Origin of the sequence: Clavibacter michiganensis (genome assembly GCF_002151125.1) — a bacterium.
Taxonomy (GTDB): domain Bacteria; phylum Actinomycetota; class Actinomycetes; order Actinomycetales; family Microbacteriaceae; genus Clavibacter; species Clavibacter michiganensis_C.
The window spans coordinates 128,709-155,174 of sequence record NZ_MDJZ01000011.1; the positions used below are offsets into that span (position 1 = coordinate 128,709).

Here is a 26,466-nt window from a genome sequence, read left to right on the forward strand (position 1 = left end):
GCGGGGCGGACGCGTCACCTCGGCCCGGTACCGTGTCCGTCATGCCCCAGCACCGCATCCGCACGCGCCTCAAGTCCGTGGTCGCCCGGGGCGTCGCGCCCCTCGGCGGCCATGCCGGCGGCGGGGCGTCGCGCGCGCGGGCCGAGCGGGAGCGCGACGGCGTCGTCGACCCGGCGGGCGCGCGCCGCCCGAGCCTCGTCGACAACGGCGTGTACGTGGACGGCTGCCGCGTCGCGAGCCCGGCGACCCTCGCCGACACCTTCCGCGAGCTCGACGAGCGGCCCGACGCCATGGCGTGGATCGGCCTCTACCGCCCCACGGTCGAGGAGCTGCAGGCGCTCGCCGAGGAGTTCGACCTGCACGAGCTGGCGGTGGAGGACGCGGTCCAGGCCCACCAGCGCCCCAAGACCGAGCGCTACAGCTCCACCCTCTTCACCGTGCTGCGGGCCGCGCGCTACGTGGACGACCGCGAGGAGGTGGAGTTCGGCGAGCTGCACGTGTTCCTCGGGCGCAACTTCGTGATCACCGTCCGGCACGCCGAGTCGCCCGACCTCTCCGCCATCCGCACGCGCATGCAGGAGCGGCCCGAGCTCCTCTCGCACGGTCCGCAGTCGGTGCTCTACGCGATCCTCGACGCCGTCGTCGACGGGTACGCGCCCGTCGTCACGGGCCTCGCCAACGACATCGACGAGATCGAGGACCAGGTGTTCGACGGGGATCCGGCCGTGTCCCGCCGCATCTACGAGCTCAGCCGCGAGGTCATCGACTTCCAGCGCGCGGTGCGCCCGCTCGGCGGCATGCTGCAGCAGCTGCAGGCGGGATCCGGCAAGTACGAGGTGAGCGAGGACCTCCAGCAGGCGCTCCGCGACGTGGCCGACCACGTCATCGTCGTCAACGAGCGCGTGGAGGAGTTCCGCGTGCTGCTGCGCGACATCCTCACCGTGAACTCGACGCTCGTCGGCCAGCGCCAGAACGAGGAGATGCGCGAGCTCAGCGAGTCGAGCAACCGGCAGAGCGTGGAGACCCGCAAGATCTCCGGCTGGGCGGCCATCCTCTTCGCGCCCACGCTCGTCTCGAGCGTCTACGGCATGAACTTCGACATCATGCCGGAGCTGCACTGGGACTGGGGCTATCCCTTCTCCCTCGTGCTCATGCTCGGCGTGAGCGGCGTGCTGTTCGCGATCTTCCGCAAGCGCGACTGGATCTGACCCGGCGCCCGGCACCGGTCCCGGGCCCCGCGCGTAGCGTGGACGCATGCCCAACCGCCTCGCCGACGCCGTCAGCCCGTACCTCCTCAGCCACGCGGACAACCCCGTCGACTGGCGGCCGTGGGGTCCCGAGGCGTTCGCCGAGGCCGCGCGGCGCGACGTGCCGGTGCTCGTCTCGGTCGGCTACTCGACCTGCCACTGGTGCCACGTCATGGCGCGCGAGACGTTCCAGGATCCGGCGCTCGCCGCCGCGCTGAACGAGCGGTTCGTCGCGATCAAGGTCGACCGCGAGGAGCACCCCGAGGTGGACGCCGCGCTGATCACCGCGGCCGGCGCCTTCACGGACCAGCTCGGCTGGCCGCTCAACGTGTTCACGACGCCCGAGGGCCGCACCTTCCACGCGGGCACCTACTCGCCGCCCGAGCCGCGCGCCGGGCACCCGTCGTTCCGGCAGGTGCTCGACGCCGTCGCCGACGCCTGGACCACGCGGCGCGACCAGGTCGAGCAGGGCGCCGGGCAGCTGAGCGCCGCGATCCGGGAGGCCTCGGCACGCGGATCCGCCGCCTCTCCGCTCCCCGACGCCGCCGCCCTCGACCGGGTCGCCGCCGAGCTCGCCGCGTTCGAGGACCCGGAGCACGGCGGGTTCGGATCCGCGCCCAAGTTCCCCGTCGCGCCCGTCGTCCTGCTGCTCGACACGCTCGGGACCTCCGGGGCGCTCGCGCCGTCGCGCGCCGAGGCGACGCGCGCGCTCGTGCGGCGCACGCTCGACGCGATGGCCGGATCCGACCTGCGCGACCGGGTCGAGGGCGGCTTCTTCCGCTACTCCACCCGCCGCGACTGGACCGAGCCGCACTACGAGCGGATGCTCTACGACAACGCGCTGCTCCTCGACGCCTACGCGCGCGCCGGCGACGAGGAGGTCGCGGACGGCATCGGGGTGTTCCTCACCGGCACGCTGCGTCGGGAGTCGGGCGGGTTCGCGTCCGCGCAGGACTCGGAGAGCACGGTCGACGGCCGCCGCGTGGAGGGCGGGTACTACGCGCTCGACGCCGCCGGGCGCGCGGCCGAGGACCCGCCGACCGTCGACGGCAAGGTGCTCACCGGATGGAACGGGCTCGCGATCGGCGCGCTCGCCCGGGCGGGCAGCGCGTTCGGGCGCGGGGCGTGGATCGAGGCGGCCCGCGCCGCCGCCGACATGCTGCTCCGGGAGCACGTGCGCGCGGACGGCTCGCTCGTGCGCGCGTCCATCGACGGCCGGATCTCGCCCGCGGTCGCGACGCTCGAGGACCACGGGATGCTCGCCGACGGGCTGCTCGCGCTGGCGCTCGCGACGGGCGAGGTCGCGTACGCGGTGCGCGCCCGCGGGATCGTGGACGCGCTCATCGGCGCGGGCGACGCCGACCCGCAGCCGGGCGCCGCGGGCTTCCGGGTGCCGACGGGCGCGGATCCGGTGCTCTCCGGCTTCGGCCTCGACCTCGCGTCCGACCCGTCCGAGGGCGCCTACCCGTCCGGCCTCACCGCTGCGGCGTCGGCCGCGCGCGTGCTCGGGCAGCTGACGGCGGATCCGCGCTACGAGCGGGCAGCCCGCGCCGCGCTCGCGACGGTCGCGGCGGGCGGCGCCACCCGGCCGATCGCCTTCGGCGGCGCGCTCGAGCAGGCGGCCGCGATCGAGCAGGCGGCGCGGCAGCTCGTGGTGGTGCTGCCCGACGGCGCCGACGCGACGGCCGATCCGCTCGCGGGTCTCGCGCGCGGCCGCATCCGCCCGCCGGACGTGGCGCTCGTCGTCACGGAGCAGGCGGCGCGCGCCTGGGCCGACGCGGGCTTCGAGCTGCTCGCGGACCGGGCGGCCGGATCCACCGCCACCGCCTACCTCTGCGCCGACTTCGTCTGCCGCCTCCCGGTGACGACGCCCGCCGCGCTTCGCGAGCAGCTCGACGCCCCGGCCTGAGGCATCAGGCGACCACGTCCTCCCCGTGGGCGAGGATCCGCTCGAGCTCGGCCAGCTGCCGGGGCGACGGGTCCACGAGCGGCGCCCGCACGGATCCCACGGGCACCCCGGCGAGCCGCAGACCCGCCTTGATGAGCGACACCGCGAACCCGGGCGTCTCGTCGCGCAGGCGCACGAGCGGCGTGAAGAACTCGTCGAGGAGGAACCGCTGCCGCTCGTGGTCGTTCGCGCGGTACGCCGCGTGGAACGCGCTGGCGATGCGCGGCGCCATCGCGAACACGGCCGACGAGTAGAGCGGCACGCCGATGGCCCGGTACGCGGCCTGGCTCGACTCGGCCGTGAGGAGCCCGTTGAAGAACTGCACGTCGTGGCGCCCGGCGCGGCGGGCGGCGAGCACGAAGCGCTGGAAGAGCGCCACGTCGCCCGCGCCGTCTTTGATCCCGGCGAGCGTCGGCAGCGCGAGGAGCCGCTCGACGGTGGCCTCCGTGAACTGCGCGGATCCGCGGTGGTACGCGATGAGCGGGAGCGGCGTGGCACGGGCGACAGCCTCGACGTAGGCGGCGAGGCCCTCCTGCGGGCCGGCGACGAGGTACGGCGGCAGCACGAGGATCCCGTCGGCGCCCTGCTCCGTGGCGATCCGCGCGCAGCGCCGCGCGTGCCCGAGCGGCCCGCCGACCCCGGCGATGACGAGGTGGCGGCCGCCTGCCGCGGCGACCCCGGCGCGCACGGCCTGCGCGTACTCGTCGATGTCGAGCGCGTGGAACTCGCCCGTCCCGCACGCGACGAAGGCGGCGCCCGCGCCCTGGTCGAGCCCGTGGGCCACGTGCGCGCCGAGCACGTCGACGTCGACGCGGTCGGCGGCGTCGAACGGCGTGACGGGGAAGAAGAGGACCCCCTCGAAGGGCGGCAGGAGGCCGGCGGACGCGGGTGCGGCGGCGGCTGCGGGAAGGGCGGCGGTGTCGTTCGTCGTCATCAGTACCTCGGGAGGGTGGGGTCGTAAGCAGGCTGGATGCTCCGCATGTAGCCGGAGTCGTCGCGCGCGGTGCGCCCCGACTCCACGAGCACGCGGTGCTGGCGGGCGAGGGCGTCGCGGTCGAGCTCGACGCCGAGGCCGGGGCCGGTCGGCACCGCGACGGATCCGCCCACGATCTCGAGCGCGCCCGGCACGATCACGTCGTCGCCGCGATTCCACGGGTAGTGCGTGTCGCAGGCGTACGCGAGCTCGGGGCTGGCGGCGGCGACGTGCGTCATGGCCGCGAGCGAGATCCCCAGGTGCGAGTTGGAGTGCATGGAGAGCCCGACCCCGAAGGTGCGGCAGATGGCCGCGAGCTCCCGGGTGTGCGCGAGGCCGCCCCAGTAGTGGTGGTCGGAGAGCACGATCTGCACGGCGTCCTTCGCGAACGCCTCCCGGATCTGCTCGAAGGTCACGACGCACATGTTCGTGGCGAGCGGCTGCGGCACGTGGGCGGCGACGCGGGCCATGCCGTCGATGCCGAGCACCGGATCCTCGAGGTACTCGAGCACGCCGTCGAGCTCGGCGGCCACGCGCAGCGCCGTCTCGTGCGTCCACGCGCCGTTAGGGTCGATGCGCAGCGGGTGCGTCGGGAACGCCGCCGCCAGCGCGCGGATCGCGGCGACCTCCTCGTCCGGCGGGAAGACACCGGCCTTGAGCTTGATGGAGCCGAAGCCGTAGCGGTCGATGAGGTGCCGGGCCTGCGCGACGATCCCGGCCGGATCCAGCGCCTCGCCGAACGCGTCGGGCGCCTGGCCCGGGTGCGCGGCCCACTTGTAGAAGAGGTACGCGCTGTACGGCACGGCGTCGCGCACGCGGCCGCCGAGCAGCTCGCTGACGGGCAGGCCGGTGATGCGGCCGAGCGCGTCGTGGGCGGCGACGTCGAGCATGGAGAAGACGACGCGGCGCTCCTGGCGGCTCAGCGGGCCGGCGTCGCCGCCGAGCGCGGCGTCCACCGCGCGCTCGATGCCGTGCAGGTCGGTGACCCGGAGGCCGACCACGGCGTCCCGCACGGAGGCGACGCGCGCCGCCACGGTCGCGCCGCCCTGTCCCTCGCCCAGGCCGACCACCCCGCCCTCGACGACGAGCTCGACGATCGTGCGGAGCGCGAGCGGCTCGTGCACGCCGTCGGCGTTGAGGAGGGGCGGGTCGCGGAAGGCGATGGGGGTGACGACGAGGTCGCGGATGATCATCGAGCGCGCTCCGTCCGCATATGCGAATGACTGACGTCAGTGTGAATGCGCTGCTAACGTAGGCGGCATCGGACCCGCTGTCAACGGCGCGGGGTCGGGAGGGAGACGGCGCATGGACGCGCGACGCATCGTGATCACGGGGGCCGCCGGGGTCGCCGCCCGCGGGGTGAGGCCGCTCCTGCGGGCCGCCAGGCACCGGCTGGTGCTCCTCGACCTCGTCGACCCGGATCCGGTCGACGGCGAGACGGCCGTGATCGCCTCCGTCACGGACGCCGCGGCGGTCCGCGACGCCATCCGGGGCGCCGACGCGGTGGTGCACCTCGGCGGCCTCAGCCGCGAGCGCCCGTGGGCGGCTCTCGCCGACGCGAACGTGGAGGGCACCCGCATCGTGCTCGAGGCGGCGCGCGACACCGGCGTCCGTCGCGTGCTGCTCGCGAGCTCCACGCACGCCGTGGGCTTCCACCCCGTCCCCGCCGAGCCCGTCGACCGGCTCGAGCCGCGGCCCGACGGCTACTACGGGGCGAGCAAGGCGGCGATGGAGGCGCTCGGCTCCCTCTTCGCCGATCGGCACGGGCTGTCGGTCGTCGCGGTGCGGATCGGGAGCGTGCTCGACCGGCCCGTGAGCCGGCGCACGCTCTCCACCTGGCTGTCCCTGCCCGACCTGGCCCGGCTGGTCGAGGCCGTCGCCGTGCTCGACCTGCCCGGGGCGCACGTCGTCTGGGGCGTCTCGCGCAACACGCGCGCCTGGTTCGCGCCCGACGCCGGCGCGCGCATCGGCTACCACCCCGAGGACGACTCGGAGGCGTTCGCGGCCGAGGTCCTCGCGGGGGCGCTCGCGGGCCGGGACCCGGACGCGAACGGGCTCATCGGCGGCGAGTTCGCCGCCGATGCGCACCCGCTGGGGGAGCCGTGGTGACCGCGGGACCACCCGCGGTGCGTCGGGGCGACGCCCCGGTGAAGTCCGCGGAGCGCACCCTCGCCCTCCTGGAGCGGCTCGCGGCGGCGTCCGAGCCCGTCTCCGTCGTGGACCTCCATCGCGCGTCCGGCTACCCGCGCTCGAGCCTGCACCAGCTGCTGCACACCATGGCCGCGAGCGGCTGGATCGAGATGCTGCAGGACGGCACGCACGTCTCCATCGGATCCCGCGCGCTCGTCGTCGGCACCGCCTACCTCGACCGCGACCGGGCGCTGCCGCACGCGCTCGCCGCCCTCGAGCGGATCCGTGACGAGACCGGCTACACCGCGCACTACGCGCGCCGCGAGGGCGACCTCGTGCTCTACCTCGCCACGCGCGAGACGACCGAGTCCCGACGGGCCACCTCGCGCGTCGGCCGCCAGCTGCCCGCGCACGCGACCTCGCTCGGCAAGGCGCTGCTCGCCGAGCTCAGCCCCGCCGAGCGCGCGGCGGCGCTCGGGCCCGGGCGCCTCGCCGCCCTCACGCCCGACACCGTCACCGATCGCGCGGCCCTCGACGCCCAGCTCGACCAGGCGCACGAGCGCGGCTACGCGCACGAGCGCGAGGAGAACCTGGCCGGCGTCAGCTGCGTGGCGGTGGCCGTGGACTACCGGATCCCCGCGACCGACGCGATCAGCTGCTCCATGCCGATCGACCGCGCGACGCCGAAGGAGGTCGAGCGGGTCGCCCGGGTCATCGGCACGCACGCCCACGCGCTCGCCCAGACGCTGCGCTCGGCGGGCGTGCGGTGAGCGTCGCCTTCTGCGCCTACCCGTGGGACCTGATCGACGATCCCGATGCTGCCCGGCGCGTGCGGGCCGCGGGCGCCGACGGCGTGGCCATCGCGGCGGCGTACCACTCGGTGCGCGCCGCGACGCCGCTGCATCCGCGGCACCGCATCGTCGACGCCCGCTCGGCCGCGCTGTACCTGCCCGTGCGCGAGGGGGCGTGGGGCGATCTCCGGCCCGACGACGACACGCCCTGGGTCGGGCCGGACGCCTTCGCGCGCGCCGCCGCCGTCGCGCGCGCGGCGGGCCTCGGCGTCGAGGCGTGGATCGTGCTCACGCACTCCACGTCGGTCGGCACGCGGAACCCGGACAGCCGCGTCGTCAACGCGTTCGGCGAGGCGTACCCGTACGCGCTCTGCCCCGCGCGCGACGAGGTGCGGGAGTACGCGACCGCGCTGGTGGCCGAGACGGCCGCGGCGGCGGACCTCGACGGCGTGATGCTCGAGGCGTGCGGCCCGATGGGCGTCGGCCACCTCGGGCACCACGAGAAGACCGCGGGCGCCGACTGGTCGGCCGATCAGGAGGCGCTGCTCTCCATCTGCTTCTGCACGGTCTGCGTCGCGCTGCTGGCGGCGGAGGGGGAGGATCCCGACGCGCTCCAGACCGAGGTGCGCGCCCGAGTCGACGCGGCCGGCGGGCTCGACGGCCTCGACGCCGTCCTCCGCGTGCGCGCCCGGGCCCGGCGGCGGCTCCTCGACGCGTGCGTCGGCGCCGCGCGCACCGCCGGGGTGGGGCGCGTCGTGGTGCACGCGCAGGCGGATCCGTGGGCGACCGGGCCGTTCGCCGCGCTCCTCGACGACCTCGACGAGGTGGACGGAGTGGTGGTGCTCGACGCCGTGGCGCACGACCCGGAGGCGATGCGCGCGCTCCGCGACCGGGTGCCCGGCACGCGCGTCGGCGGTTACCTCTGGGCGCTGCCGCCGGCGACCCCGGCGAGCATCCGCGCGGGCTGGCCCGACGCGGTGCGCGGGCTCGACGACACGTATGTGTACCACCTCGGCCTCATCGGCCGGGAGCGCCTCGAGGCCGTGGGGGACGCCCTCCGCGCGGCCGCCGCACCCGACTAGTCGCGCGGTCTGGTCGCGCCGGGCTGGTCGCGCCGGATGCGCGGCGGCCCGTACCGCAGGGCGTCCTGCCGCTCGGCCTCGCGTCGCCGCGCGACCCGCTTCGCCGCCTGTCCCGCCCGGAACGTGCTCCAGACGATGCCGCCCAGGAGCAGCAGCCCGCCCCAGCTGGCGACGCTGTTCATGCCGGCGCCGGCCGCGATCCCGCCGATGACGCCGCCGATCGCGACGGGCAGGCACGTGCTGCGGAGCGCGGGGAGGGCGGCCACGTGCCCGGCGCGCCACGCCTCGTCGCTCGCCAGGAGCGGCCGCGTGCGGATCCCGATCCACCCGTTGCGCTTGAGGGCGCCCCAGGCCGCGAGCTGCGTGGTGCCGAGGATCAGCAGCGCCGCGACGGCGAGCAGCAGCGCGGGGACACCCATGCGCCCAGCCTGACACGACCGGGGGCGCCCGGGGCGCTCAGCACTCGATGACGTTGACCGCGAGGCCGCCCGTGGACGTCTCCTTGTACTTGGTGGACATGTCGAGGCCCGTCTGCCGCATGGTCTCGATCACGGTGTCGAGCGAGACGAGGTGCGTGCCGTCGCCGTGCAGCGCCATGCGCGCGGCGTTCACGGCGGTGGACGCGGCGATGGCGTTCCGCTCGATGCAGGGGATCTGCACGAGCCCGCCCACGGGATCGCACGTCAGGCCGAGGTGGTGCTCCATCGCGATCTCGGCGGCGTTCTCGACCTGCCGCGGGGATCCGCCGAGCACCGCGCACAGGGCACCGGCCGCCATCGCGCACGCCGTGCCGACCTCGCCCTGGCAGCCGGCCTCCGCTCCGGAGATCGAGGCGTTCGCCTTCACGAGCGAGCCGATCGCGGTGGCGGTGAGCAGGAAGTCGCGGATCCCGTCGCGGTCGGCGCCGGGCACGAAGCGCAGGTAGTAGGAGCCGACCGCGGGGATGATGCCGGCGGCGCCGTTCGTCGGCGCCGTGACCACGCGCCCGCCGGACGCGTTCTCCTCGTTGACCGCGAGCGCGAACGCGTGCAGCCACTCGTGCGACGTGTCGCGCGCACCCTCGGCGTCGATGGTCGCGAGCTGCGACGCGACCCGCGCCGCCCGCCGCCGCACGTTGAGCCCTCCCGGCAGCGTGCCCTGGCCGCCCAGCCCCGCGGTCACGCACGCGGCCATGGCGTCCCAGATCGCGTCGAGCCCGGCGACCGCGCGGCGGGATCCGTGGATCGACTCCTCGGTGTCGCGCGCGACGTCGGCGATGGAGCGCCCGGTCGACTCGGCCAGCTCGATGAGCTCGTCGGCGTTGGAGAAGGAGTGCGGGAGCCCGGTCGGCAGCACGGCCGACGGCGCCTGGTCCTCGCGCAGCACGAACCCGCCGCCGACCGAGAACCACGTGCTCTCGAGCACCGTACCGCCGTCGGCGTCGAGCGCCGCGAGGTGCATCGCGTTGGGGTGGCGGGGGAGCCGGGTGAACGGCTCGAACGTGAGGTCGCGGCCCACCATGCGCACCGGGTGGATCCCCGCGAGCGGCACGTCGACGCCCTCGCCGAGCCCGGACCAGCGGCCGCGCACCTCGTCGGGATCGCACGTCTCGGGCGCGAGCCCCGCGAGCCCGGCGACGACCGCGTCGGGCGTGCCGTGCCCGAGGCCGGTCGCACCGAGCGAGCCGAAGAGCCGGACGGTGACGCGCGTGATCTCCGTGAGCCGGGGCGACGCCCGGCACTCCTCCGCGAAGAGCAGGGCGGCGCGCATGGGGCCGACGGTGTGCGAGCTCGACGGCCCGATCCCGATGGAGAAGAGGTCGAGTGCCGAGACGTACGCTGTCATCCCGTCAGACTATGCCGCCGCCTCCGCGCGGTCGGCCGCGGGGACGCCCGGGCGGGCGAGGCCGCGGCGGGCGGGTCCGGAGGACGCGAGCGCGAGCCAGGTCCAGCCGACCGCGAGGCCGAGCATGGTGATCACGCCGCGCGGGAAGAAGATGTGGCTGTCGACGAACGAGACGGCCGCGATCACCGCGATGACGGCGCCCGGCAGCGCGCGGAGGCCGGCGTGCCGGATCACGAGCGCGCTCGCCAGCACGGTCACGGCGACGTACGCCCACACGCCCGTGACGACGATCTGGTCCGCGAGCGCGTACATGGTGGTCACGCCCTGGCCGCCCTCCATCTTCAGGGCGCCCGCCGCGATGCCCGCGAGGATGTCGAGGGCCTGGTAGCAGACGGCGTAGGCGAAGCCGAGGACGATGGCGAGGATCCCGAGGCGGCGATCGTGGCGGTGCGTGAGGAGGATCGGCGCGATGGCGAGCAGCGGGAAGACGGGGAGCAGGGCGATGTGCATGTCGCGCCAGTGCATGGCGGTGTCGTCGGTCAGCGAGCTCGGGTGCGAGAGGCCGGCGGCCGCGAGGGCCAGCGGTGGCAGCGCGACCGCGACGAGGACGGCGGCGGTGCGGGAGCGGGAGGAGGTGGGGTCGACGGCGTCGGGCATGCGGTCATCGTAGGCAGACCCCATGGCGCGACCCGCCCGGCTCAGGGAGCCGACATGCGGAGAGCCCCCGCCGCCGGACCACGTGGGTCGGGCGACGGGGGCTCCGGGATGCAGGAAGGACTAGGCCTTCTTGCGGCCGACGATCGCGCCGTAGACCAGCAGGACGATGATCGCGCCGACGATGGCGAGCGCGAGCGAGCCGAGGTCGAAGCCGTCGACCGGCTTGTTGAACAGCGCGCTGCCGATGAAGCCGCCGAGGAAGGCCCCGACGACGCCCAGGATCAGCGTGACGATGATTCCGCCACCCTGCTTGCCCGGGAGGATCAGCTTGGCGAGCGCTCCGGCGATCAGACCCAGAACCAGAAAACCGATGATGCCCATGTGCGTTACTCCTCAAGATGACGTGCTGTGTGACACCCGAATGCGGGTGGACGTGCCCCAGTCAAGCACCCAGAGGACCATTCGTGCAAAAACGTTTAGTGGATACGCCTTTACCGGACGGGGGCGATCGGCTCATGTCGGCGCGGGATCCGGGCGTTCAGGCACCCGCGGTACCGTCGGCGCATGCGCATCCCCCCGGCCCGACGTCCCCGCGAGATCCCCGGCGAGGGGCAGGAGTCGGTGTGGGACTACCCGCGTCCGCCGCGCGTGGATCCGACGTCCGAGCACGTCGTGATCGAGCTCGGCGGCCGCGTCGTCGCCGATAGCCGATCCGCGGTGCGGGTGCTCGAGACGAGCCATCCGCCCGTCTACTACCTCCCCTCCGCCGACTTCGCCGCGGGCGTGCTCACCTCCGCCGCCGGCCGGTCGTGGTGCGAGTACAAGGGGGAGGCCTCGTACCTCACGCTCACGGCCGGCGATGTCACGGCCGACCGCGCGGCGTGGTGGTACCCGTCGCCGACGCGCGGCTTCGAGGTGCTGGCCGACATGATCGCGGTGTACCCGTCGCGGATGGACCGGATCACGGTCGACGGCGTCCAGGTGGAGGCCCAGGAGGGCGACTTCTACGGCGGCTGGATCACGCCGCGCGTGGTCGGCCCGTTCAAGGGCGCGCCGGGCACGCTCGGCTGGTGAGCCGCGCGCGCACCTTCGCCGGCGCCGTCGCGCGGGTGGACTAGGCGGTCGCCTTCCGCGAGCTGATGACGCCCGTGTCGAAGCCGAGCAGGTGCAGCCCGCCATGGAAGCGCGCGTGCTCGACCTTGACGCAGCGGTCCATCACGACCGTGAGCCCGCGGGCCTCCGCGTCCTCGGCCGCCTCCTGGTTCCAGATGCCGAGCTGCACCCAGATGACGGGCGCGCCGACCGCGACCACGTCGTCCACGACGGACGGGATGTCGCTGGCCTTCCGGAACACGTCGACGATGTCGGGCACCTCGGGCAGCGAGGCCAGATCCGGGTACGCCGTCTGGCCGAGGATCTCGGTGGCGTTCGGGTTCACGAAGTACACGCGGTAGTCGCTCGACTGCTGCAGGTACGTGCCGACGAAGTAGCTGGACCGGGCCGGGTTCGGGGAGGCGCCCACGATGGCGACGGACTTCGCGCGGCGGAGGATCGCCTGGCGCTCCTTCGCGCTCGGGCCGCTCCAGGTGCGCTCCGAGCGGAGCAGCGCGGCGAGCGGGCTGGAGCGGGGGATCGCGCAGGTGAGGCCGTTCTGCAGCTGCGTGGTCTGGGTGCCGTCGGCGTCAGGATCCGAGACCGGTTCGACGGGCGCGGTGGCGTCCGTGTCCTGCGCCTCGGCCGCGTCGCCGGCCGCGCGGTCGGCGGCCGCGCGGTCGGCGGCCTCCTCTTCCGGGTCCAGCGGCTCGAGGTCCGCGGCGTCGGCGGCGGGGTGGGGCGTGGATCCGGTCTGCTCGGGCGGCACGCCGCCGGTGTCGAAGCTCACTTCGCTCCCTCCAGGGCGGCGGTCAGCGCCTGGTCCAGGTCGTGGATGATGTCGGCGACGTCCTCGATGCCGACGCTGATGCGGACGATCCCGGGCAGCACGCCCGCGTCCACCAGCTGCGACTCGTTCAGCTGCGCGTGGGTCGTGGAGGCCGGGTGGATGACGAGCGTCTTCGCGTCGCCGATGTTGGCGAGGTGGCTCGCGAGCTCCACCGACTCGATGAAGCGCTGGCCCACCTCGCGGCCGCCCGCGACCTCGAACGTGAACACGGATCCGGGACCCGTCGGCAGGTACTTGCGCGCCCGCTCGTGGTGCGGGTGCGCGGGGAGGCCGGCCCAGTTGACCGCGGTGATGCGCGGATCCTGGTCGAGCCACTCGGCGACGGCCCGCGCGTTGTCGATGTGCGCCTGCATCCGGTACGGCAGCGTCTCGACGCCCTGCGCGAGGAGGAACGCGGAGTGCGGCGCGAGCGCGGGCCCGATGTCGCGGAGCTGCTCCGCGCGGAGCCGGGTGAGGAACGCGTACTCGCCGAAGTTGCCGGTCCAGTTGAGGCCGCCGTAGCTCGGCACGGGCTGATCCAGCAGCGGGAACCGCGTGCTCTCCCAGTCGAAGAGGCCCGACTCGACGACCACGCCGCCGAGCGTGGTGCCGTGCCCACCGAGGAACTTGGTGGCCGAGTGGATGACGATGTCGGCGCCCCACTCGATGGGCCGGTTGAGGTACGGGGTCGCGATGGTGGAGTCGATGACGAGCGGGACGCCGGCCGCGTGCGCGACGGCAGCGAGGCCCTCGATGTCGGCGATCTCGCCGGAGGGGTTGGCGACGGTCTCCGCGAAGACGAGCTTGGTGCGGTCGGTGATGGCGGCGGCGTAGTCGGCCGGGTCGCTCGACTGCACGAACGTGGTCTCCACGCCGAAGCGGCGGAGCGTGACGTCGAGCTGGGTGATGGATCCGCCGTAGAGGTTCGCGGAGGCGACGATGTGGTCGCCGGCGCCCGCGAGCGACGCGAAGGTGATGTACTGCGCGCTCAGCCCGCTCGCCGTCGCGACCGCGCCGAGGCCGCCCTCGAGGCTCGCGACCCGCTCCTCGAACGACGCGACCGTGGGGTTCGACAGGCGCGAGTAGACGTTGCCGTACTTCTGCAGCGCGAAGCGCGCGGCGGCGTCGGCGGTGTCGTCGAAGACGAACGCGCTCGACTGGTAGATGGGGAGGGCGCGCGCACCCGTGGTGGCGTCGGGGATGTTGCCCGCGTGGATCGCCCTCGTCTTGAACCCGTACTCGCGATCGACCATGGTCGACGGTAACCCGCGCTCCCGACGGTTCCCCGGCCGGGGCGTAATGCGGCGACATGCGCGCGGGTCGGCGGAGCGGCGGCGGGGGCGGCGGATCAGGAGAGGCGGACGGCTGCCATCGCCAGGCCGGCGATGAGCGCCCAGGAGAGGAGGCCGGCCGCGAGCGCGGATCCGCCCTGGCCGACGAGCTCGCGGAGGCGCACCGCGGATCCGAGCGCCACGAGCGCGATCGCGAGCAGCGCCGTCTGCACGACCTGCGCGGCGTCGAGCACGCCGTCCGGCAGCGGCACGAACGTGCGCACGAGCACGGCGGCGAGGAAGCCGAGCACGAACAGCGGCACGATCGGCGGACGGGCGGCGCCCTCGACCCGGCCGTCGCGGCGGCGCATCACGACGCCCGCGACGGCGACCACGGGCGCGAGCAGCAGCACGCGCGTGAGCTTCACGGCGATGGCGATGGTGAGGGCGGCGGATCCCGCGATCTGCGCGGTCGCGACGACCTGCCCCACGTCGTGCACGCCCGCGCCCACCCAGTGGCCGAACGCGACGTCGTCGAGGCCGAGCGGGCCGGCGAGCGGCGGCAGCACGGCGATCGCGAGGGTGCCGCAGAGGGTGACGAGCGCGACGGGCGCACCCTGGTCGGCGGGCTTCGCGCGCGTGACGCCGGCCATCGCGCCGATCGCGCTCGCGCCGCAGATGGAGAAGCCGGTGGCGAGGAGCAGGGGCTGCTGGCCGGGCATCCGGAGCGCGCGGGCGATGGCGTACGTGCCCGCGAACGACAGGACCACGACCGCGACGACCAGCAGCACGGCGCGCCAGCCGAGGCCGACGATGTCGGAGAGGCCCAGCTGCAGGCCGAGGAGCACGACGCCGATCCGCATCAGCCGCTTCGACGCGAGCGTGAGGCCGGGCTTGAGCGTGCCGGTGAGCGCGGGCCGGGCCGCGGGGATCTGGGCGGCGACGATGCCGAGCGCGACCGCGACGGTGAGCAGCGGGATCGCCGGGACGAGCGCGTGCACGGCCCACGCGACGAGCGCCGCGACGGCGGCGGCGCCGAGGCCGGGGAGCGCGGGGTGGAGGCGGGTGGCGGTGGCGGGCATCAGATCCAGCCCGAGGGGATCCACGCGTGCAGCCGCCAGAACCACGTCGGCACGAGCTGCCCCGTCCAGAGCGGGTAGAAGAACGCGCTGACGAGCGCGCACACCACGAGGACGACCCCCACGATCACGATGCCGCGCGTGCGGCGCGGCCGGCGGTCGCGGCGGTCGCCGAGGATGAGCCCCAGCACCATCGCGAGGCTGAGGATGAGGTACGGCTCGAAGGCGATCGAGTAGAACTGGAACACCGTGCGGTTCACGTAGAGCAGCCACGGCAGGTACCCGACGACCATCCCCATCAGCACGAGGCCCACGCGCCACTCGCGGCGGGCGGCCAGCCGGTACACGAGGTACAGCATCGCCGCGACGGAGAGCCACCAGATGATCGGGTTCGCGATCGACGTGATGGACGCCGAGCACGCGTCGATCGTGCAGCCCGCCTCCCCGTATCCGTAGCCCTCGTAGTAGAACTGCGTCGGCCGGTAGAGGAGCAGCCAGAGACGCGGATCCGCGCGGTACGGGTGCGTGACGTCGAGCCCCACGTTGAACGCGTACTGCTGTGCGAGGTAGTGCCACAGGCTCTGTAGGGGCAGCGGCACCCACGCGAGAGATCCCTGCCACGCGTTCGCGCCCTCGGCCGCCCAGTTCCGGAAGTACCCGTTCGAGGTCGCGAACCAGCCTGCGTAGGAGGCGAGGAACGCCGCGATGGCGGACGGGACGAGGAGGAGGAACGAGACCGGCCCCTGCACGACCGCGCCCGCCGTGAACCATGCGGCGAGCCCGTGGCGACGGCGCAGCAGCATGTCGGTGAGCACCACGTAGAGGCCGAAGCCCGCGACGAAGAAGATGCCCGACCACTTGACCGAGGAGGTCGCGCCGAACGCGAGGCCGGCCGCGATCAGCCACGGGCGCCACAGGATGACCGGCCCGAACTCCAGCGGCGGCGCGCTCTCCGGCCGGGAGTCGCGCCGGAGCGCGAGCAGCCGCTCGAACCGGCGCTCGTGCCAGGTGCGGTCGAGGAGGATCGCGCCGAAGCCGAGCAGGCCGAAGAACATGACGTGGGTGTCGAGCAGCGCGACGCGGCTCATCACGATGGCGTGGCCGTCGATCGCGAAGAGGAACCCGGCCATCGTGGCGACGACCGCGGAGCCGGTGAGGCGGCGGGCGATGAGCATGAGGAGGGCGACCGCGAGCGTGCCGACGACGGCCGTCGCGATGCGCCAGCCCACCGGATCCGCCGCGCCGAAGACGGCGAGGCCGAGCGCGATGATCCACTTGCCGAGCGGCGGGTGCGCCACGAACGCGGGCGCCTGCAGGTAGCCGTCGGTCTGGCCGGCGATGAAGTCGGGGTTCGGATCCGTGGGCCACGAGCCCTCGTAGCCGAGGTGGAGGAGGGTCCACGCGTCCTTCACGTAGAAGGTCTCGTCGAACACGAGCGTGGCGGGATGGCCGAGGCTCTGGATCCGCAGCACGGCGGCGAGCAGCGTGATGGCGATCGGCCCGCCCCAGTGCCACGCGCGGCGGCGCGCGGGGGTGGAGACGAGGCGGGCCCAGAGGTCGTCGAGGCGGGATCCGCGGGCCGTGACCGCGCGCTCGTCGGCGCGCTGCGACATGCGGGTGGTGCCGCCGGCGTCGGACCCCGCGACCTCGGCCGGACGGGCGTCGTGATCGCCGTGCTCGGCGGGGCGATGGGGCATGTCGGGCACGGCTCATCATCGCACGCACGTGCGCGGGCGCCCGAGGCGCGGACGCTCCGCGACGCGGGGCGCGCGTCGGGACCCCGTGAGGTTCCCGGCGGCGGTCGTAGGGGTGTCGTGAGCGCGCTCGCGGGCGGGATCCGCGCGGAGGTGGACTGGGTGCATGCCCTTCCCGTGCCGTGTGCCTCCCGTCCCCGTCCGTCCCGTCCCCGTGCGCCCGGCCGAGGCGCGGCGATGAGCGTCCTCGCGGCCGTGGTGCCGTCGCGGGCGGGAGCGTCGGCCGGGGCCGCGGCGACGGCGGCGCGCGCCGTGCTCGACGACGTCGTGGTCGCCGGGGTCTCGATGCGGCGGCTCGTGGAGGTGTGCGGTACCCCGTGCATCCACTCGGGCGAGGGCGGGGGGATCCGCGCGCACGCGTCCGACGCGCTCGTCGTGGTGGCGGTGACGGCCGTCCTCGTCGGGCCGGACGGGGAGCGCGTCGTGTGCGTCGACGGCCGCCTCGACGACGTGGACGCGCGCTGGGCGTCGGCGCGCGTGCTCGGCCGGGGCTCCGCCGGGCGGCCGGCGCACGTCGTCGCGGGCGGCGCCGATCCCGCAGCGGTCGCGCTCCCCGGCGACCTCGCGGTCGGGGACCTCGTCGTCGTGCCGTGCGGGGGATCGCCCGCACTCCACGACGTGCGGCTCGGCGCGCAGCCCGTGGGGACGGAGCGCGTCGGACGCGGCGCAGGGGAACGCCGCGTTCCTCCGCGTCGTCGGCGGAGGCACTGAGGTGCGCGCTCCCATCGTCGACGCGTCCGCCGGCGGCATCCGTCCGAGGACGCCGCGCATGGTGTTCGCGGGCGACGCCATCCCCGCGCTCGCGGACCTGCGCGCCGCCCTCGACGGCCGGGGCGACGCGGATCCGCGTCCCGTGCGCGCGCTCGTCGTGGGCGTCGACGCGCAGGCGGGCGGGATCCGCGGGGTGCACGCCGCATCACGATGCCTCCGCTCCGTCACCGTCCCTGACCACCTGCCGCAGCTGCGCCACCTGGTGGTCGTGGTCGGCGGGCGGATCGGCGCGATCCGGCCGGACCTCCGCGCGCTCGACGCCTGGGTGGTGCGCACGCACGCGGGCCTCGAGCGCACGCGGGGCGCGGACGTCGCCGTGACGGGGATCCTCGCGTCCGGATACGTGACGCCGCGGCTGCTGACGAACCGCGTCGTCGACCTCGTGCGGCACCCGATCGCCGCGCCGCGGATCGCCGTGGAGTGGGCGGACATCCGCGACCGGCGGATCCGCGACGTCGCCCTCGAGGCGTGGTGCTGATCCGCCGGACGGGCGCCCGCGGCCCGGAGGCCGCGCCGCCTACTCCTCCTCGGCCTCCGGCTCCTCGTCGAGCATGAGGAACAGGCCCGCGTAGGGCTCGAGCTGCACGGGGAAGCTGGACAGGTCGTCGACCGTGCCGACCTCCTCGCCGGTGGTGGCGTCGCGGACGACCCGGCGGGCGGGGAGCTCCTCGGAGCGGACGGTGGCGAGGATCGCCTCGCCCGTGAAGTTGAGCACCGTGAGCTGGAGGCGCGCGTCGGCCGCGGCGTCGCCGTTGTCGAGGCGGTGCACCATGACGAGCATGCCGGGGTGGCCGACGTCCGGGACGTCGACCTGCGTGCCGAGCGCGACGTCGAAGCGCTCGCGCACCTCGAGCACGCTGCGGAGCCCGGAGACGAACGACGCCGGGTCGTCGACCTGGGCCGGCAGGGACCCGTAGAGCGAGCGGCCGCGCGGCATGCCGGATCCGGAGCCGGTCGCCTCGGGCGCGGCGTCGAGCAGGTCGTGCCCGCCGCGGTGCACCCAGCGGGTGTCGCCGCCCTCGATGAGGTCGGCCACCTGCGACGCCTGCAGCGGCAGGACGCCCAGCAGGTCCCACGCGGAGAGCGCGAAGACGCCGGGCTGCCACGCGTTGAACTTGGCGAGCAGGAGGTGCGCGGCGCGGATCCCGTCGATGTCGTCCTCGCCGATCGCGTCGAGCGTCGTGAAGCCCTGCGCGGCCGCGATGACGGACGCCGTGGTGCAGGCGATGCCGTTCGTGGTGAAGACGTGGTTGTAGTCGGCGCTCTCGCCCGTGAGCTCCTCGAGGAGGTCGCCGCGGATCGTCTCGGCGAGATCCGCCCCCGTCATCTCGTCGCCGCGGAACGGGAACACGTCGGCGCAGTGCTCGGTGGCCCAGTGCACGAGCTCGTAGGTGAGCTCGTCGTGGTTCTGCAGCGCGTGGACGAGGGTGACGGGCTCGACGCCGACCTCGAGCGAGGTGCGGAGCGTGAGGCGCAGGAACTCGGTGTCGCCGGTCGCGAGCGCGTGCTGGTACGCGGGCCGGTTGATGAAGTCGTAGGAGAGGTCGGCGCCGACGCGGCCGGTGTCGCGGATGTCCTCCATCGTGAGGTTCAGCTCCTGGAAGGAGAACCCGCCGACCTTGCGCACCATGCTCGCGATGAGGTGGTTCGCCGCCTCCGAGAGCGGGTGGCCCTCGGACCACGCGGGACCCTCGACGCTCTTCTCTACACCGAGGAACCCGTTCGCGTCGAGCCGCAGCGCGCTCGCGCCGAGGTCGCCGAGCGAGTGCAGCGCGTCGCCGATGACCATGCGCATGCCGGCGAACGTGGGGTCGAGCCAGTTGATGGAAGGCTGGCCCTGCTTGAAGTAGTGCAGGTACACCCAGCGGCGCGTGCGGCCGTCGACGCCGAGCACGGGCGCGGTGGCGCTCCAGTTGGTCTCCTTGACGCCGGGCGCGTAGAAGATCACGCGCTGCAGGCGGCCGATGATGTAGCCCTGGTCGGCGAGCGCCTGCTCGGCGGCCACGTCGAGGTTCACGGCGTCGCGGCCCGGCAGCACGTCGGGGAGGAGGCCCCAGTCCTCCTCGGGGATCTCGACCATGTGGTAGATCCCGGGGAAGTCCTTGTAGCCCATCTCCGCGAGGCGGAAGTCGGCGCCCTTGCCGGTGTGGCCGGGCACGATGTCGTCGATGACGCTGCCGCCGTGCTGGTCGGCGACCTCGGTGAGGCGGCGGAACTCGTCCTCCGTGCCGAACGCGGAGTCGATCTGGGTGCTGATGCGGTCGAAGTGGCCGTCGACGCTCGCGGTCTGCGACCACTCGGTGATGCCGCCGGCGAGCTTCACGGGCCCGGTGTGCACGGCCTCGATGCCGATGGACTGGAAGATCTCCCACAGCTGCGGGTCGCCGAGCGCGCCGAGGTAGGACTCGCCGTCCTTCGTGATGAGCGAGATCGGGTAGGCCGTGAACCAGACCGACGCGGTGTCGATGGCGCGGCGGGCGTCCGGCCGCGCGTACGGGTTCGACCACATGCTGGGCGATCCCGAGAGGCCGCGGCTCAGCACGTCGGCGTCGCCGAGCATCGACTGGCGGCGGAGCCACTCCACGTAGGAGGGGTTCGACGCGTCGGCGGCGCGCGGGTCGTTCGACGAGCGGCGGATCCCGCTGGCGCGCAGCTGGGGACGCGCGCGGAGACGGGCGGGGCGGGCCGGGAAGCGCTCCTCGTCGTACGTGATCTCCGTGGGCTCAGGCTCGGGGATCGCGTTCTGCTCGATGGCGTCGTCCACTGGTGCTCCTCGGGGTGGTGGGGTGGTGCTTCGTGCCCGATCCGGGCAGCGTCGGCCCGCGGGGCCGCTGTGTCGAGCGTACGCAGGATGCGGCGGCGCCGTGCGGGGTCGCCGGGCGCCCGGGCGCGCCGCGGGCAGCCGGGCCGCGGCTGTCGCGGAGGACCCCGGAGCGGCATGCTGGATCGCGGGGTCGTCGGTCCCGACGAGGGGAGACGGCATGGGGATGACGGGACGGACGATCGTGAACCCGGGGCCGGCGGACCACCCGCTGCGCCCCTGGGTCGCGGGCGACGAGGACGGGGCGGTGGACCTGGCCGTCATCGTGGACGCGACGCGCGCGCTCCCGGCCCTGGCCCGGCTCCACCGCGGCGAGGCGCTGGACGACCACGACCTCGCGGTGCTGGGGATCGCGAACTTCCAGGCCTACCTCACGACCTACGAGCCGCTCGCGGCGCTGACGCCGGACGGCGCCCGGCCGCACCCGGCCCTCGCCGAGCTGATGCCCCGGATCGCGGACGGATCGTGAGCGACGACGCGAGCGAGCGAGCGCGCTCCGCGACGCCCGAAGCCCTTCGACCTCCCGCGGCGCGTGGCGGCCTGGGCCGCGGTGATCGGCGGCGCGATCGCGACGTTCCGCGGTGCGACCGGGGACCTGGGCTCGATCTTCCTCATCACCGGGCCCGCCCTCATGGCGCTCGGCATCGTCGGCATCTTCGTGTACCGGTGGATGGCGCGGCGGGGGCTGTAGCCGGCCGTCGGATCAGGCGGATCGCCCGCGCCGGCTGAGCAGCCCGTCGACGCTCACGCGACCCGCTCCGAGCAGCGCGACCACGACCAGACCGGCGATCAGGGCGAGCACGAGCTCGTAGCCGCCGCCGTCGACGAAGACGCCCTTGTCGGCGTGCACGATGACGAGGGCTCCGAGCAGGTTGACGATGTTCAGCGCCGCGACCACGGGCGTCAGGAGGCCGAGGATCAGCGCGGCCCCGCCTACTGTCTCGACCGTCGCGGCGAAGACCGCCGCCGCGGCCGGCACCGGGATGCCCATCTGCGTGAAGGAGGCGGCGGTGCCGTCGAGCGTGTAGTCGAGGAACTTCTGCAGCCCGTGCGCGATCAGGATGAAGCCGATCGCGACGCGGGCGACGAGCAGGGCGGCGTCCTGGAGGGCGGGCGTCGTGCGGGCGGGGTGGAGCAGCGTGCGCATGCGGGGTTCTCCTCGTGTTCGGTGGTGTCCGGTGGATGTGCGGGAGCGGGGACCTTCGGGCTGCGGGGCGAGAGCGCGCGGTGGCCGCCGAGATCGGGACGCGGATCCCGGCGAGGCGCGATCGGCCATGTCGCGCAGGGCGTCGCGAGCGCGCGGTCTCGAGAGCGCCCGGGACGGGGTGGCGGGGCTCGAGACGCCGCCGGCACGAGGCCGAGGCCCGGGCCGGACCGCCGTGCGATCAGCGGGCCGCGTCATGCCCTGCGGCGCTCCGCGCTCGTTCGTTGAACGCTCAAACAACGTAGGGCGAGGCGTCCCGGGGAGTCAAATCCCGCGGGGTCCGGCGGGGGGCGCGTGCGGGCCACCGCCCGCGCCCGGCGTGCCAGCATGGATCCGTGCCCGTCGTCGAGTCCCGCCGCATCGTCCCCGTCTCGCCGGAGGTCGCGTTCGCGATCTCGCAGACGCAGGGGGCGATCCGGAAGCGGTGGGATCCCTTCATCGCGCACCAGCACCTGATGGGCGGCGCGACCGAGCCGGCCAAGGGCGTCCGCACGTTCACCGTCTCGCGCCTTGGCCTCAGCATGGTGAGCGAGTACGTCTCGCACCAGCCGCCGTCGAACGTGGGGATGAAGATGACGCAGGGGTCGTGGTTCTTCGCGCGCATGGGCGGCGGGTGGCGGTTCGCGCCCGTCGAGGGCGAGCCCGGGCAGACGCTCGCGACCTGGCGCTACAACTTCGCGTGCCGGCCCGCGTGGCTGGCGCCCGTCGCCGAGCGCATCGGCGCGTGGGTACTGCAGCGCGACATGGGCCGGCGCATCGACGGGTTCGCGCGCGGGTGCGTGGATCCCGTGGTGCTCGCGGCGGTGGGCGCGGGCGCGCCCGCTGCGGCGCCCGAGGCACGCTGACCGTGTTCCTGCGGAGCCGGTCGCGGGGCCGCGAGACCTGGGGTCTCTGGATCCTCGGGCTCGGCCTGTGCCTGGTCTCGGTGCTCGGTCTCACGGGGGTCTTCGGCGAGCTCCGGACCGGGCGCGGCACCAGCATCATCCTGTTCGGCGTGCCGCTGGGCCTCTTCGCGATCGGCCTGGGCGTCGCGAACGCGATCCGCGGCTGGAGCGACCCGGGCGAGGAGGAGGTCGACGATCCCGAGCACGTCGGCGATCGCGCCGGCCTGCCCGACGCAGCGGAGCCCGACCCGGACAGCGCCGACACGGATGGCGCCGACCAGGAGCGACCCGGCCCGTCCGTGCACCGACCGGATGGGATGATCGACCGGTGATCATCCTCGGCGCGACCCCCATCGGCAACCTGGGCGACGCGTCGCGGCGGCTCGTGGAGGCGCTCACCTCCGCCACGGTCATCGCCGCCGAGGACACCCGCACGACCATCCGGTTGCTGACGGCGCTCGGCGTCGAGAACCGGCCGCGCCTCATCGCGCTGCACGACCACAACGAGCAGGAGCGCTCCGCCGACCTCGTCGAGCTGGCGCGCGAGACCGACGTGCTCGTGCTCTCCGACGCCGGCATGCCCGCGATCTCCGACCCCGGCTTCCACCTGGTGGAGGCGGCGGCCGCGGCGGGCGTGCGCGTCACGGTGATCCCCGGACCGAGCGCCGTGCTCAGCGCGCTCGCCGTCTCGGGCCTCCCCACCGACCGCTTCACGTTCGAGGGCTTCCTGCCGCGCAAGGGCGGCGACCGGCGCCGTGTGCTCCGCGAGCTGGTGCGCGAACGCCGCACGATGGTGTTCTTCGAGTCGCCGAACCGGCTGCAGGCGTCGCTCGAGGACGTCGTCGTCGAGTGGGGACCGGATCGCCGGCTCGTCGTGTGCCGCGAGCTCACGAAGCTCTACGAGGAGGTGCGCCGCGGATCCGCGGCCGAGCTCGCCGCCTGGGCCGCCGAGGGCGTGCGCGGCGAGATCGTCGTGGTCGCGGAGGGCGCCGCGGCGCTCGAGGTCGACCTCGCGACCGGCGTGACGCAGGTGCTCGAGCTGGTGGCCGACGGCGCGCGCCTCAAGGACGCCGCGGGCACCATCGCGGAGGCGACCGGCCTCGGCAAGCGCGACCTGTACCAGGCGGCGCTGCAGGCGAGGTAGTCCGGCCGGGGGCTCAGCCCGTCGGATCCTGCGCGCGGCGCTCGCGGAACGCCACCATGTTCATCCGGTTGCCGCAGCGCACGCTGCAGAACCGCTTCGACCCGTTGCGGGAGAGGTCGACGAGCACGCCGTCGCAGTCGTCGGCGGCGCACGCGCGCAGGCGGTCGGTGGCGTCGGAGCGCACGACGTCGACGAGGGCCATCGCGGCCTCCACGAGGATCCGGTCGGCGAGCGGCGCGTCCTCGGGCGTCGCGTGCAGGTGCCAGTCGAGGGCGTCGTGCCGCACGAGCCGGGGCGCCGCGTGGTGGCGCGCGAGCAGCTCGTTGACCGGATCCACCATGGCGTCGCGGTCGAGGCCCCAGAGCTCTCGCAGGCGCGCGCGGGCGCGGTGCACCTCGCGGAGCTCGCGCTCGTCGCGGTCGAAGCGGCCGGAGAAGCCGCTGCGGGTCATCAGGTCGGTGAGCTGCTCCGGGGTCGCCAGCAGGTCGTCGCCCGTGCGGGTGGCGCGCGGGGCCGTGTTGAGGATCACGGCGTCGAACGTGAGCACGTCCTCCGTGTCAGGGGTGAAAAGCAAGTTGACTCCTTATCCACGACTAGTCTAACGTCAGGACCGTAGGCCGCATGGCCCCTGACGAGACGAGCGCACCATGGAACGACGCCACCTGACCACCGGACTCGTCCTCGCCGTGGTGGCCGCCGCCTCCTTCGGGCTGTCGGGCGCGTTCGTGAAGCCGCTGCTCGAGGGCGGGTGGAGCCCGGTCGCGGCCGTCGCGCTGCGCGCGCTCGTCGGCGGGCTGCTGCTGGCGCCGATCGCGCGCGTGCAGCTGCGCGGCGACCTGCGGCCCGTGCTGCGGGCGTGGCGCCGAGTGCTCGGCATGGCGCTCGTCGGCGTCGCGGGCGCGCAGGTCATGTACTTCGCGGCCATCGAGCGGATCCCCGTCGGTACGGCCATCCTCATCGAGTTCATGGCGCCGCTGCTGCTCGTGGCGGTGGCGTGGGCGATGACCAGGCGGCGGCCCGCGGTGCCCGTGCTCCTCGGATCCGTCGCGGCGGCGGGCGGGCTCGCGCTCGTGGTGTCGCCGTCGGGCGGCGGGGCGCTGGATCCGATCGGCCTCCTCTTCGCGCTCGGCGCGATGGTCGGCTGCGCCGGCTACTTCGCCATCGCGGCGCGCGGCGCGGACGGCCTGCCGCCGGTGGCGCTCGCGGCCGCGGGCCTGCTCGTCGCGGCGGTGCTGCTGGCGCTCGTGGGCGCGACCGGGATCCTGCCGTTCACCGGATCCGTCGCCGACGTCGTGATGCTGGGGAGCGTCGTGCCGTGGTGGGTGCCGATGCTCGTGGTCGGCGTCGTCGCGACGGCGCTCGCGTACGGCGCGGGGATCACGGCGGGCGGCATGCTCGGATCCCGCCTCGCGTCGTTCACGGGCCTGCTCGAGGTGGCGGCGGCCGGCGCCTGGGCGTGGCTCCTGCTCGGCGAGGAGCTGACGGCGCTGCAGCTGGTCGGCGGGGTGCTGATCGTCGCGGGCATCGTCGCGGTGCGCTTCGACGCGCGGGCGGACGCGCTGCCAGAGGCGCTGCCGGATGCGCTGCCGGTCGGGGCGGAGCCCGCCGCCGGGCCGCCCGCGACGCCGCGCGCGGAGCCCGGGTCCGCGCTACGGGGCCGGTGACTCGGCCGCGTCGATCGGCTCGAGGTGGTGCAGCACGCGCTTGAGGTGCATGGCGGTGAGCACGCCCGGGCCCATCGCCTGGCCGAGCTCCTGCGACCGCCGGTCGACCGCCTGCACGAGCAGGCGCACCCGCCGCGCGGCCTCGCCCATCGCGCGATGGCGCTCGGGGGAGTCGGGGTCGTCCAGGTCGAGCACGCCCGCGACGGCGTGGCACGCGTCGCGGATGGGGCCGGTGACCTCGTGGTCGAGGCCGAGTGCGCCGCGCTCGTGCCAGATGGTGTCCGCGAGAGAGGCGGACACGTCGCGCACGTGGAACACGATCTGGTCCATCGCCTCGAGCCGGGCGTGGTCGATGCGCACGTCGCGCTTGTTGACGAGCGCGCGCGGGTTGCCCTTGCGGCTCTCGTCGGCCTGCGTGAGCTCGGCCCGGACGGCGCGCGCGGTGCCCGCGAGGTCCTCGCTGGAGCGGATCCAGTCGACGTGCGCGGGCGGCGAGTCGGCCTCGACCGCGTCGCCGACATCGCGCAGCCGCTCCGCGACCTCGTGCTGGAACGCGCTGATCCGCGCACCCGCGGCGCCGCTCGACAGCTGCGGCGCGACGAGCACGTTGATGACGAGACCCGTCACCACGCCGACCGCCATCTGCACGAGGTAGCCGAGCGAGTACCGGTCGGCGTCCTGCCCGCCGATGATGAGCACGAACAGCGCCGCCATGGGCACGTACTCGCGTCCCGCGCCGAACCAGCCGGAGCCGGAGAGGATCACGCCGATCCCGACGATCACCGGGATGGACCACCACGAGGGGCCGGTGGTCAGGAGCACGGCGGTCGCGAGCGCGATGCCCGCCGCGAGGCCGAGGAGCGTCTGCACGCCGGTGCGAGCGGATCCCATGAGGGTCGGGTACATGCTCACGAGCGCGCCGAGCGGCGCGTAGTAGGGGTAGTCGTTCGCGACGCCCGGGACGAAGGGCGCGACGGCCCAGGCGATGCCGACCGCGAGCGCGGTCTTCGCGGCGAGGAGGAGGCGGTCGGGGGAGACGGTCGCCTGCCAGGCGCGAGCGACCTCGAGCCGTACCCTGTCCATCCGCATGCCCTGAGGCTACCGACGCGGCGAGCGCGCGACCGCCATGGCCGTCGCGCGCTCCCGCGGCATCAGGCGCGCGTCGCCTCGATCACCATGTCGTCGCTGGACGGGCTGCCGTCGGGGCGCTGGAGGCACGTGATGACGGCGGGTCGGGCGGGGGTGCATGCCCGCGATGGGCGCGGGGCTCCGAGGGAGCTCGGGAAGGACGTCGGCGGTGA

General features: G+C 74.6%; 28 protein-coding genes. 14 read left to right on the forward strand and 14 right to left on the reverse strand.

Annotation, left to right across the window (positions count from 1 at the left end; genetic code table 11):
- Positions 1-32 precede the first annotated feature (32 nt).
- Entirely contained in the window at positions 33-1,208 is a 1,176-nt protein-coding gene (locus BFL37_RS06380) for a magnesium and cobalt transport protein CorA (protein ID WP_086514306.1), read from the forward strand.
- Between the two features lie 46 nt (positions 1,209-1,254).
- Entirely contained in the window at positions 1,255-3,156 is a 1,902-nt protein-coding gene (locus BFL37_RS06385) for a thioredoxin domain-containing protein (protein WP_086514307.1), read from the forward strand.
- A gap of 4 nt (positions 3,157-3,160) precedes the next feature.
- Here the strand turns inward: BFL37_RS06385 and BFL37_RS06390 are convergent, their stop codons facing one another.
- Positions 3,161-4,129, reverse strand: coding sequence for a 5-dehydro-4-deoxyglucarate dehydratase (locus BFL37_RS06390; protein WP_241533888.1), 969 nt, complete (start codon positions 4,127-4,129; stop codon positions 3,161-3,163).
- Positions 4,129-5,361, reverse strand: coding sequence for an enolase C-terminal domain-like protein (locus BFL37_RS06395; protein WP_086514308.1), 1,233 nt, complete (start codon positions 5,359-5,361; stop codon positions 4,129-4,131). The genes BFL37_RS06390 and BFL37_RS06395 overlap by 1 nt, the downstream gene beginning before the upstream one ends.
- A 112-nt stretch (positions 5,362-5,473) precedes the next feature.
- On the opposite strand from BFL37_RS06395, the gene BFL37_RS06400 reads away from it, so the two are divergent.
- Genes BFL37_RS06400 through BFL37_RS06410 form a run of 3 tightly spaced genes read left to right on the forward strand, consistent with a single transcriptional unit; the run spans position 5,474 to position 8,171 of the window.
- Positions 5,474-6,277: an NAD-dependent epimerase/dehydratase family protein gene (locus BFL37_RS06400; RefSeq protein ID WP_086514309.1), complete on the forward strand. Its 804-nt coding sequence runs from the start codon at positions 5,474-5,476 to the stop codon at positions 6,275-6,277.
- Positions 6,274-7,068 carry an IclR family transcriptional regulator gene (locus BFL37_RS06405; protein ID WP_241533889.1) on the forward strand — a complete coding sequence of 265 codons (795 nt, stop codon included), beginning with the start codon at positions 6,274-6,276 and terminating at the stop codon, positions 7,066-7,068. The genes BFL37_RS06400 and BFL37_RS06405 overlap by 4 nt, the downstream gene beginning before the upstream one ends.
- Positions 7,065-8,171 carry a hypothetical protein gene (locus BFL37_RS06410; protein ID WP_086514310.1) on the forward strand — a complete coding sequence of 369 codons (1,107 nt, stop codon included), beginning with the start codon at positions 7,065-7,067 and terminating at the stop codon, positions 8,169-8,171. Before BFL37_RS06405 ends, BFL37_RS06410 begins: the two co-directional genes overlap by 4 nt.
- Here BFL37_RS06410 and BFL37_RS06415 read toward each other — a convergent pair.
- The 4 genes from BFL37_RS06415 to BFL37_RS06430 all read right to left on the reverse strand — a co-directional run bounded on the left by BFL37_RS06415 (position 8,168) and on the right by BFL37_RS06430 (position 11,033).
- A complete protein-coding gene (locus BFL37_RS06415; RefSeq protein ID WP_086514311.1) occupies positions 8,168-8,590 on the reverse strand; it encodes an SdpI family protein in 423 nt (140 codons plus the stop codon). The two genes, BFL37_RS06410 and BFL37_RS06415, sit on opposite strands and share 4 nt — an antisense overlap.
- A gap of 37 nt (positions 8,591-8,627) precedes the next feature.
- Positions 8,628-9,995: an L-serine ammonia-lyase gene (locus BFL37_RS06420; protein ID WP_086514312.1), complete on the reverse strand. Its 1,368-nt coding sequence runs from the start codon at positions 9,993-9,995 to the stop codon at positions 8,628-8,630.
- A gap of 9 nt (positions 9,996-10,004) precedes the next feature.
- A complete protein-coding gene (locus BFL37_RS06425; protein ID WP_086514313.1) occupies positions 10,005-10,652 on the reverse strand; it encodes a hypothetical protein in 648 nt (215 codons plus the stop codon).
- Between the two features lie 120 nt (positions 10,653-10,772).
- Positions 10,773-11,033: a GlsB/YeaQ/YmgE family stress response membrane protein gene (locus BFL37_RS06430; protein WP_043583378.1), complete on the reverse strand. Its 261-nt coding sequence runs from the start codon at positions 11,031-11,033 to the stop codon at positions 10,773-10,775.
- A gap of 183 nt (positions 11,034-11,216) precedes the next feature.
- On the opposite strand from BFL37_RS06430, the gene BFL37_RS06435 reads away from it, so the two are divergent.
- Positions 11,217-11,726 (forward strand): DUF427 domain-containing protein, encoded by a 510-nt coding sequence (locus tag BFL37_RS06435; protein ID WP_086514314.1) that lies wholly within the window; start codon positions 11,217-11,219, stop codon positions 11,724-11,726.
- A 40-nt stretch (positions 11,727-11,766) separates the two neighbouring features.
- Here BFL37_RS06435 and BFL37_RS06440 read toward each other — a convergent pair whose 3' ends face one another.
- The 4 genes from BFL37_RS06440 to BFL37_RS06455 form a co-directional block, all read right to left on the reverse strand.
- The gene (locus tag BFL37_RS06440) at positions 11,767-12,285 is read right to left on the reverse strand and encodes a CoA-binding protein (protein ID WP_431305857.1); all 519 of its coding nucleotides are present in this window, start codon (positions 12,283-12,285) and stop codon (positions 11,767-11,769) included.
- A 245-nt stretch (positions 12,286-12,530) separates the two neighbouring features.
- Positions 12,531-13,826: an O-acetylhomoserine aminocarboxypropyltransferase/cysteine synthase family protein gene (locus BFL37_RS06445; RefSeq protein ID WP_086514315.1), complete on the reverse strand. Its 1,296-nt coding sequence runs from the start codon at positions 13,824-13,826 to the stop codon at positions 12,531-12,533.
- A 95-nt stretch (positions 13,827-13,921) separates the two neighbouring features.
- Positions 13,922-14,926 carry a YeiH family protein gene (locus BFL37_RS06450; RefSeq protein WP_086514316.1) on the reverse strand — a complete coding sequence of 335 codons (1,005 nt, stop codon included), beginning with the start codon at positions 14,924-14,926 and terminating at the stop codon, positions 13,922-13,924.
- Positions 14,926-16,620 carry a dolichyl-phosphate-mannose--protein mannosyltransferase gene (locus BFL37_RS06455; protein WP_241533898.1) on the reverse strand — a complete coding sequence of 565 codons (1,695 nt, stop codon included), beginning with the start codon at positions 16,618-16,620 and terminating at the stop codon, positions 14,926-14,928. Before BFL37_RS06455 ends, BFL37_RS06450 begins: the two co-directional genes overlap by 1 nt.
- Before the next feature lie 234 nt (positions 16,621-16,854).
- Between BFL37_RS06455 and BFL37_RS06460 the strand changes: the two genes are divergently transcribed.
- Both BFL37_RS06460 and BFL37_RS06465 read left to right on the forward strand, forming a co-directional pair.
- A complete protein-coding gene (locus BFL37_RS06460; RefSeq protein ID WP_086514318.1) occupies positions 16,855-17,388 on the forward strand; it encodes a hypothetical protein in 534 nt (177 codons plus the stop codon).
- A gap of 1 nt (position 17,389) precedes the next feature.
- Positions 17,390-17,926: a hypothetical protein gene (locus BFL37_RS06465; protein ID WP_086514319.1), complete on the forward strand. Its 537-nt coding sequence runs from the start codon at positions 17,390-17,392 to the stop codon at positions 17,924-17,926.
- Positions 17,927-17,965: 39 nt separating this feature from the next.
- On the opposite strand, the gene treS is transcribed toward BFL37_RS06465, so the two are convergent.
- The gene (gene treS, locus BFL37_RS06470; RefSeq protein WP_086514320.1) at positions 17,966-20,212 is read right to left on the reverse strand and encodes a maltose alpha-D-glucosyltransferase; all 2,247 of its coding nucleotides are present in this window, start codon (positions 20,210-20,212) and stop codon (positions 17,966-17,968) included.
- Between the two features lie 223 nt (positions 20,213-20,435).
- Between treS and BFL37_RS06475 the strand changes: the two genes are divergently transcribed.
- Together BFL37_RS06475 and BFL37_RS14570 are read left to right on the forward strand one after the other, a co-directional pair.
- A complete protein-coding gene (locus BFL37_RS06475; protein ID WP_143331594.1) occupies positions 20,436-20,738 on the forward strand; it encodes a hypothetical protein in 303 nt (100 codons plus the stop codon).
- 63 nt (positions 20,739-20,801) lie between these two features.
- Positions 20,802-20,960: a hypothetical protein gene (locus tag BFL37_RS14570; RefSeq protein WP_172403754.1), complete on the forward strand. Its 159-nt coding sequence runs from the start codon at positions 20,802-20,804 to the stop codon at positions 20,958-20,960.
- Positions 20,961-20,972: 12 nt separating this feature from the next.
- Here BFL37_RS14570 and BFL37_RS06480 read toward each other — a convergent pair whose 3' ends face one another.
- The gene (locus tag BFL37_RS06480; RefSeq protein ID WP_086514322.1) at positions 20,973-21,416 is read right to left on the reverse strand and encodes a DoxX family protein; all 444 of its coding nucleotides are present in this window, start codon (positions 21,414-21,416) and stop codon (positions 20,973-20,975) included.
- Between the two features lie 392 nt (positions 21,417-21,808).
- On the opposite strand from BFL37_RS06480, the gene BFL37_RS06485 reads away from it, so the two are divergent.
- The 3 genes from BFL37_RS06485 to rsmI are packed head-to-tail and all read left to right on the forward strand — an operon-like array spanning position 21,809 to position 23,501.
- On the forward strand, positions 21,809-22,318 hold the full coding sequence (locus BFL37_RS06485) for an SRPBCC family protein (RefSeq protein WP_086514323.1): 510 nt from the start codon (positions 21,809-21,811) through the stop codon (positions 22,316-22,318).
- Between the two features lie 2 nt (positions 22,319-22,320).
- Positions 22,321-22,689: a hypothetical protein gene (locus BFL37_RS06490; protein WP_241533890.1), complete on the forward strand. Its 369-nt coding sequence runs from the start codon at positions 22,321-22,323 to the stop codon at positions 22,687-22,689.
- Positions 22,686-23,501 carry a 16S rRNA (cytidine(1402)-2'-O)-methyltransferase gene (gene rsmI / locus BFL37_RS06495; RefSeq protein ID WP_086514324.1) on the forward strand — a complete coding sequence of 272 codons (816 nt, stop codon included), beginning with the start codon at positions 22,686-22,688 and terminating at the stop codon, positions 23,499-23,501. The genes BFL37_RS06490 and rsmI overlap by 4 nt, the downstream gene beginning before the upstream one ends.
- A 13-nt stretch (positions 23,502-23,514) precedes the next feature.
- Here rsmI and BFL37_RS06500 read toward each other — a convergent pair whose 3' ends face one another.
- The gene (locus BFL37_RS06500; RefSeq protein WP_172403755.1) at positions 23,515-24,075 is read right to left on the reverse strand and encodes a CGNR zinc finger domain-containing protein; all 561 of its coding nucleotides are present in this window, start codon (positions 24,073-24,075) and stop codon (positions 23,515-23,517) included.
- 73 nt (positions 24,076-24,148) lie between these two features.
- Between BFL37_RS06500 and BFL37_RS06505 the strand changes: the two genes are divergently transcribed.
- Positions 24,149-25,165 carry an EamA family transporter gene (locus tag BFL37_RS06505; RefSeq protein WP_241533891.1) on the forward strand — a complete coding sequence of 339 codons (1,017 nt, stop codon included), beginning with the start codon at positions 24,149-24,151 and terminating at the stop codon, positions 25,163-25,165.
- Here BFL37_RS06505 and BFL37_RS06510 read toward each other — a convergent pair.
- Entirely contained in the window at positions 25,151-26,254 is a 1,104-nt protein-coding gene (locus tag BFL37_RS06510) for an FUSC family protein (protein ID WP_086514326.1), read from the reverse strand. The two genes, BFL37_RS06505 and BFL37_RS06510, sit on opposite strands and share 15 nt — an antisense overlap.
- Positions 26,255-26,466: the final 212 nt, after the last annotated feature.

Coding starts and splice junctions, on each gene's coding strand:
- BFL37_RS06510 (WP_086514326.1), bottom strand. CDS start 26,254: ATGCGGATGGACAGGGTACGGCTCGAGGTCGCTCGCGCCTGGCAGGCG.
- BFL37_RS06505 (WP_241533891.1), top strand. CDS start 24,149: ATGGAACGACGCCACCTGACCACCGGACTCGTCCTCGCCGTGGTGGCC.
- BFL37_RS06400 (WP_086514309.1), top strand. CDS start 5,474: ATGGACGCGCGACGCATCGTGATCACGGGGGCCGCCGGGGTCGCCGCC.
- BFL37_RS06430 (WP_043583378.1), bottom strand. CDS start 11,033: ATGGGCATCATCGGTTTTCTGGTTCTGGGTCTGATCGCCGGAGCGCTC.
- BFL37_RS06450 (WP_086514316.1), bottom strand. CDS start 14,926: ATGCCCGCCACCGCCACCCGCCTCCACCCCGCGCTCCCCGGCCTCGGC.
- BFL37_RS06420 (WP_086514312.1), bottom strand. CDS start 9,995: ATGACAGCGTACGTCTCGGCACTCGACCTCTTCTCCATCGGGATCGGG.
- BFL37_RS06480 (WP_086514322.1), bottom strand. CDS start 21,416: ATGCGCACGCTGCTCCACCCCGCCCGCACGACGCCCGCCCTCCAGGAC.
- BFL37_RS06425 (WP_086514313.1), bottom strand. CDS start 10,652: ATGCCCGACGCCGTCGACCCCACCTCCTCCCGCTCCCGCACCGCCGCC.
- BFL37_RS06385 (WP_086514307.1), top strand. CDS start 1,255: ATGCCCAACCGCCTCGCCGACGCCGTCAGCCCGTACCTCCTCAGCCAC.
- BFL37_RS06445 (WP_086514315.1), bottom strand. CDS start 13,826: ATGGTCGATCGCGAGTACGGGTTCAAGACGAGGGCGATCCACGCGGGC.
- BFL37_RS06395 (WP_086514308.1), bottom strand. CDS start 5,361: ATGATCATCCGCGACCTCGTCGTCACCCCCATCGCCTTCCGCGACCCG.
- BFL37_RS06455 (WP_241533898.1), bottom strand. CDS start 16,620: ATGCCCCATCGCCCCGCCGAGCACGGCGATCACGACGCCCGTCCGGCC.
- BFL37_RS06390 (WP_241533888.1), bottom strand. CDS start 4,129: ATGACGACGAACGACACCGCCGCCCTTCCCGCAGCCGCCGCCGCACCC.
- BFL37_RS06435 (WP_086514314.1), top strand. CDS start 11,217: ATGCGCATCCCCCCGGCCCGACGTCCCCGCGAGATCCCCGGCGAGGGG.
- BFL37_RS06475 (WP_143331594.1), top strand. CDS start 20,436: ATGACGGGACGGACGATCGTGAACCCGGGGCCGGCGGACCACCCGCTG.
- BFL37_RS06460 (WP_086514318.1), top strand. CDS start 16,855: ATGAGCGTCCTCGCGGCCGTGGTGCCGTCGCGGGCGGGAGCGTCGGCC.
- BFL37_RS06415 (WP_086514311.1), bottom strand. CDS start 8,590: ATGGGTGTCCCCGCGCTGCTGCTCGCCGTCGCGGCGCTGCTGATCCTC.